Source organism: Mycobacterium sp., assembly GCF_050701675.1.
Classification (GTDB): Bacteria; Actinomycetota; Actinomycetes; order Mycobacteriales; family Mycobacteriaceae; genus Mycobacterium.
Genome location: NZ_JBOGDD010000919.1, coordinates 1 through 6,041 on the forward strand (window position 1 = coordinate 1; position 6,041 = coordinate 6,041).

Here is a 6,041-nt window from a genome sequence, read left to right on the forward strand (position 1 = left end):
CTCCAACTCTGCCTGCTCACCCCGCTGCTGCCCGTCCGGCAGACGACGGCCACGATCCTGTGGCCGCAGGGCGTCGGGCCCGACGGGCTGATCACCGACGTGACCGCGCCACTGGTGTCCGGCGCACCCCTTGCCCTCGACGTCACCATTCCGTGCCAGGCCGTCTCGACGCTGCCCGCCGCGGGCGGGGTGGTGTTCTCGACGATCCCCGACGGCGGCATCGACGCCACCCGAAACGGCCTGTTCGTGCGGGCCACCACCGACAGCGTCGTCGTCGCCTTCCGTGACTCCGTGGCCGCCGTCGCACCACGACAGGCCGTCGACTCGGGCGCGTGCAGCGCACTGCACATCTGGGCCAACGTCGGCGGGGTCGGCGCTGACTTCGTCGGCATCCCCGGCGCCACCGGAACCCTGGCGCCCGAGAAGAAGCCGCAGGTTGCGGGCGTCTTCACCGAGCTGAAGGTCCCGGCCCAAGCCGGCCTGTCCGCCCGCATCGACGTCGACACCCGCTTCATCACCTCCCCAACCACGCTGAAGACGGCCCTGATGGTCCTCGGCGTGCTGGCCACCATCGCGTCGATCGTGGCGCTCGCCGTGCTGGACAGGCGCGCGGGCCGCCGGGTGCACGGTGCGTGGCGCAGGTTCTGGCGAGTCGGGCTCGCCACCTGGCTGGCCGACGTAGCGGTCATCGGCACCCTGCTGCTGTGGCACGTCGTCGGCGCCATCTCGTCGGATGACGGCTACAACCTGACCATCGCGCGGGTGTCCGGCGACGCGGGCTACGTGGCCAATTACTACCGCTACTTCGGCGCCACCGAAGCACCGTTCGACTGGTACCAGTCGGTGCTCGCGCACCTCGCCGCCATCAGTGCCACCGGAGTGTGGACGCGCCTGCCCGCGCTGCTGGCGGGTCTGGCGACCTGGCTGTTGCTGAGTCGCTGGGTGCTCCCCCGGCTGGGACGGCGGCTGGCGGTGAACCGAGTGGCCGTCTGGACCGGCGCCGCCGTGTTCCTCGCCAGCTGGCTCCCGTTCAACAACGGCTTGCGCCCCGAACCGCTCATCGCCTTCGGCGTACTGCTGACGTGGGTTCTGGTGGAGTACGCAATCGGGACGCGCCGGCTCTGGCCCGCCGCCGTCGCGATCATCGTCGCGATGTTCAGCGCCACGCTGGCGCCACAGGGGCTGATCGCGATCGCGCCGCTTCTGGTCGGCGCCCGTTCGATCGCCGGGATCGTCCGCGCCAGGCGGTCCGGCGAGGACGGCACCGGACTGCTGGCCCCGCTGGCCACCTACGCGGCGTCACTGTCACTGCTCTTCGTGATCGTCTTCCGCGACCAGACGCTGGCCACCGTCGCCGAGTCCGCCAGGATCAAGTACACCGTCGGCCCGACCATCGCCTGGTACCAGGAGTTCCTCCGCTACTACTTCCTGACCGTCGAGGACAGCGTCGACGGATCCCTGACCCGACGCTTCTCGGTGCTCATCCTGCTGCTGTGCCTCTTCGGCATCCTCGCGGTGGTGCTGCGCCGCGGCAATCTGCCGGGCATGGTCAGCGGTCCGGTGTGGCGCCTGATCGGCACGACGGCCATCGGTCTGTTGCTGCTGACCTTCACCCCCACCAAGTGGGCCGTGCAGTTCGGGGCGTTCGCGGGCCTCGGTGGAGCGCTCGGCGCGGTCACCGCGTTCACGTTCTCCCGCGTCGGGCTGCACAGCCGACGCAACCTCGCGCTGTACGTCACCGCGCTGCTGTTCGTGCTGGCCTGGGCGACCTCGGGCATCAACGGCTGGTTCTACGTCGGCAACTCCGGCGGGCCCTGGTTCGACAAGCAACCGGTGCTCGCGGGGCAACCCGTGACGACGATGTTCCTGGTGCTCGCGATTGCGTCCGGTCTGCTGGCCGGCTGGCTGCACTTCCGGATGGACTACACCGGGCACGTCGAGGTCGCGAACACGCGCCGCAACCGGGTGCTGGCCTCGACGCCGTTGCTGGTGGTGGCGACGTTGATGGTGCTGTTGGAAGTCGGGTCGATGGTGAAGGGCGCTGCGGCCCGCTATCCCAACTACACGACCGCCCTTGCCAACGTCGACGCGCTCACCGGCCGAGCGAGCTGCGCGATGGCCGACGCCGTCCTCGTCGAAGCCGACCCGAATGCCGGCCTCCTGCAACCTGTTTCGGGTCAGCAGTTCGGACCGGACGGCCCGCTCGGCGGCACCGATCCCCAAGGTTTCACGCCCAACGGCGTCAGCGACACCCTTCTGCCGCCCGAGCCGGTCACCGCCAACCCCGGCACCGTCAACTCCCCGGGATCGCCCGACAAGCCGAACGTCGGCATCGGGTTCTCGGCGGGCACCGGCGGCGGCTACGGTCCCGCCGGCATCAACGGATCGCGGGTGTTCCTTCCGTTCGGGCTCGACCCGGCGCGCACCCCCGTGATGGGCAGCTATAGCGAGAACACCGCAGCGGCCAGGGCGACGTCGGCCTGGTACGAGCTGCCGCCAAGAACGCCGGATCGGCCCCTTGTCACCGTCACCGCGGCGGGCGCCATCTGGTCCACCGACGAGGAGGGCGAGTTCAGTTACGGCCAGTCGCTGAAACTCCAATGGGGCGTGCGCAACCCGGACGGCAGCTTCCGTCCGTTGGCCGAAGTCCAGCCCATCGACCCGGTCACGCCGCAGCGAGCCTGGCGCAACCTCCGCTTCCCGCTGGCCTGGGCACCACCGGAGGCCAACGTCGCCCGCATCGTCGCCGACGACCCCAACCTGTCCACCGACCAGTGGCTCGCGTTCACACCGCCCCGCGTGCCGGTGCTGCAGACCGCAAGTGAGTTCCTCGGGTCGACGACACCGGTGCTGATGGACATCGCGTCGGCCGCGAACTTCCCGTGCCAGCACCCGGCGACGCAGCACCTCGGCATCGCCGAGCTCCCCGAATACCGGATTCTGCCCAACTCCAAGCAGGTCGTCGTCTCGTCCAACCAATGGCAGTCCGCTGACGACGGTGGGCCCTTCCTCTACATCCAGGCCCTGCTGCGCACCGCCACGGTGCCGACGTACCTGAGCGGGGACTGGTATCGCGACTGGGGCTCCATCGAGCGCTACGACCGGATAGTGCCCGCGACAGCCGCCCCCAAGGTCGCCGTCGAGGTGGGCACCGAGACGGTTCTTGGCTGGACGCGCCGCGGCCCCATCCGGGCCCTGCCATTGGAAACTGACTCATGAGATCGGACGCCAAGACCACCCGCTGGGTGGCGATGATCGCCGGTTTGATCGGCTTCGTGCTGTCGGTGCTGACGCCGCTGCTTCCCGTCGTGCAGACGACCGCGACGGTGAACTGGCCCCAGGGTGGGCAGCTCGCCAACGTCACTGCGCCGCTGATCACCCTGACGCCGGTCACCATGTCGGTCACCGTGCCGTGCGAACTGATCAGCACCATGCCACCCGCGGGCGGGATGGTGCTCGGCACCGCACCCGCCGACGCCAAGGACGCAGCGCTCAATGCGCTGTTCGTCAACGTCAGCAGCACCCGCGTCAACGTCACCGACCGCAACGTGGTGGTCGCGAGTGTTCCGCGAGCCAAGGTGGTCGGTTCCCCTGGCACGCCGGGATGTTCGAGCATCGAGATCACGTCCAGCGATACGGGCACCTTCGCGACGTTCGTCGGGATGAGCGACCCACAGACCGGCAAGGAGCTCCGCACCGGATTCGCCGACCCCAACCTGCGGCCCAACTTCGTCGGTGTCTTCACCGATTTGACCGGGCCTGCGCCGCAGGGGCTTTCACTTTCGGCGACGATCGACACCCGATTCACCACCAAACCGACGGCCGCGAAGCTCGGCGCGATGCTGCTGGCCATGGTCGCCACCGTCATCGCGCTCGTCGCGCTGTGGCGCCTCGACCAGCTCGATGGCAGGCGCATGCAGAGGGTGATCCCGTCGCGTTGGCGGACGTTCACGCCCGTCGACGTCGTCGTGGTCGGCGGGTTCCTGCTCTGGCACGTCATCGGCGCCAACTCGTCGGACGACGGCTACATCCTTCAGATGGCCCGCGTCGCCGACCGGGCCGGGTACATGTCCAACTACTTCCGGTGGTTCGGCAGCCCCGAGGATCCGTTCGGCTGGTTCTACAACCTGCTCGCGCTGATGACCCACGTCAGCGACGCCAGCATCTGGATGCGGTTGCCAGACCTGATCTGTGCGCTGGTGTGCTGGCTGCTGCTCTCGCGCGAGGTGCTGCCCCGGCTCGGGCCCGCGGTGGCGTCGAGTCGTGCCGCCATGTGGTCCGCAGGACTGGTGTTGCTCGCCGCGTGGATGCCATTCAACAACGGGCTTCGGCCCGAGGGTCAGATCGCCACGGGAGCGCTGATCACCTACGTGCTCATCGAGCGCGCGATCATCTCGGGTCGGCTCACCCCTGCCGCGCTGGCGATCACGGCTGCGGCCTTCACCCTCGGCATCCAGCCGACTGGCCTGATCGCGGTCGCCGCGCTGCTGGCCGGTGGTCGGCCCCTGCTGCGCATCCTGGTGCGCAGGCGCCGCGTCGTCGGCACGTGGCCGCTGGTCCTCCCGCTCCTTGCCGCGGGAACCATCATCCTCACGGTCGTCTTCGCCGACCAGACGTTTGCAACGGTGTTGGAAGCCACCAGGATTCGCACCGCCATCGGTCCGAGCCAGGCGTGGTACACCGAGAACCTGCGCTACTACTACCTGTTCCTGCCGACCGTCGACGGTTCGCTCTCGCGCCGATTCGGTTTCTTCATCACCGCGTTGAGCCTCTTCTCGTCGCTATTCATCATGTTGCGCCGCAAGCGGATTCCCGGCGTCGCCCGCGGCCCGGTGTGGCGCCTCGTCGGCATCATCTTCGGCACCATGTTCTTCCTGATGTTCACGCCGACCAAGTGGGTGCATCACTTCGGCCTGTTCGCCGCCGTCGGTGCCGCGATGGCAGCGGTCGCCACCGTGCTGGTATCGCGGGTCGTGCTGCGCTCGGCGCGCAACCGGATGGCCTTGACCGCCGGCGTGCTGTTCGTGCTGGCCCTGACGTTCTCCAGCACCAACGGTTGGTGGTACGTCTCGAGCTACGGCGTCCCGTTCAACAACGCGATGCCGAAGGTCGGCGGCGTCACCGTCAGCACCATCTTCTTCGCACTGTTCGGAATTGCCGCACTGTGGGCGTTCTGGCTGCACTTCGCGCGCGACCGCACCGAGAGCAGGCTGGCGCGCCTGGTGACCGCCGCGCCGATTCCGATCACTGCCGGCCTCATGGTGGTGGTGTTCGTCGGGTCGATGCTCGCTGGCGTGGTGCGGCAATACCCGACCTACTCCAACGCGTCGTCCAACCTCAAGGCGTTCACCGGCGGCTGCGGGCTGGCCGACGACGTGCTCGTCGAGCCCGACACCAATGCGGGCTTCCTGGCGCCGCTGCCGGGTAACTACGGACCGCTGGGCCCGTTGGGCGGTGTCGGCCCCGTCGGGTTCACCCCCAACGGAGTGCCGGAACACATCGTGGCAGAGGCGATTCGCAACGACTTGCCGACTCCTGGCACCGACTACGACTGGGCCGCGCCGGTCAAGCTGTCGAGCCCTGGCGTCAACGGGTCGACGGTTCCGCTGCCCTACGGTCTCGACCCCAAGCGGGTGCCGCTGGCCGGAACCTACGTGGGCGGTCCGGCTCAACAGCAGAGCCGGTTGAGCTCCGCGTGGTACCAGTTGCCCGCCGCCGACGACGCGCATCCTCTGGTCGTCGTCACCGCTGCGGGCAGCATCACCGGCGACAGCGTGTTCAACGGACGCACCGACGGCCAGGCCGTCGAATTGGAGTACGCCAGAACGGGTCCCGACGGGACTCCCGTTGCCGCGGGCCGCGTCGCTCCCTACGACATCGGCCCCATTCCGTCGTGGCGCAACCTGCGGTTCGACCGCTCGCTGATCCCCGCCGATGCGACGTCCGTCCGGATCGTCGCCGAGGACCTGTCGCTGACGCCAGGCGACTGGATCGCCGTCACCCCGCCGCGCGTCCCCGAGCTGAAGTCCCTCCAGCAGTAC

General features: G+C 68.9%; 2 protein-coding genes. Both read left to right on the plus strand.

The window, feature by feature from the left end:
- Positions 1 to 3,219: arabinosyltransferase domain-containing protein (locus ACRDUX_RS27980; protein ID WP_526418623.1), on the plus strand; the 3,219-nt coding region annotated here is incomplete at its 5' end.
- The coding region (locus ACRDUX_RS27985; protein WP_526418625.1) for an arabinosyltransferase domain-containing protein at positions 3,216 to 6,041 on the plus strand (2,826 nt) is incomplete at its 3' end. The genes ACRDUX_RS27980 and ACRDUX_RS27985, both read left to right, overlap by 4 nt.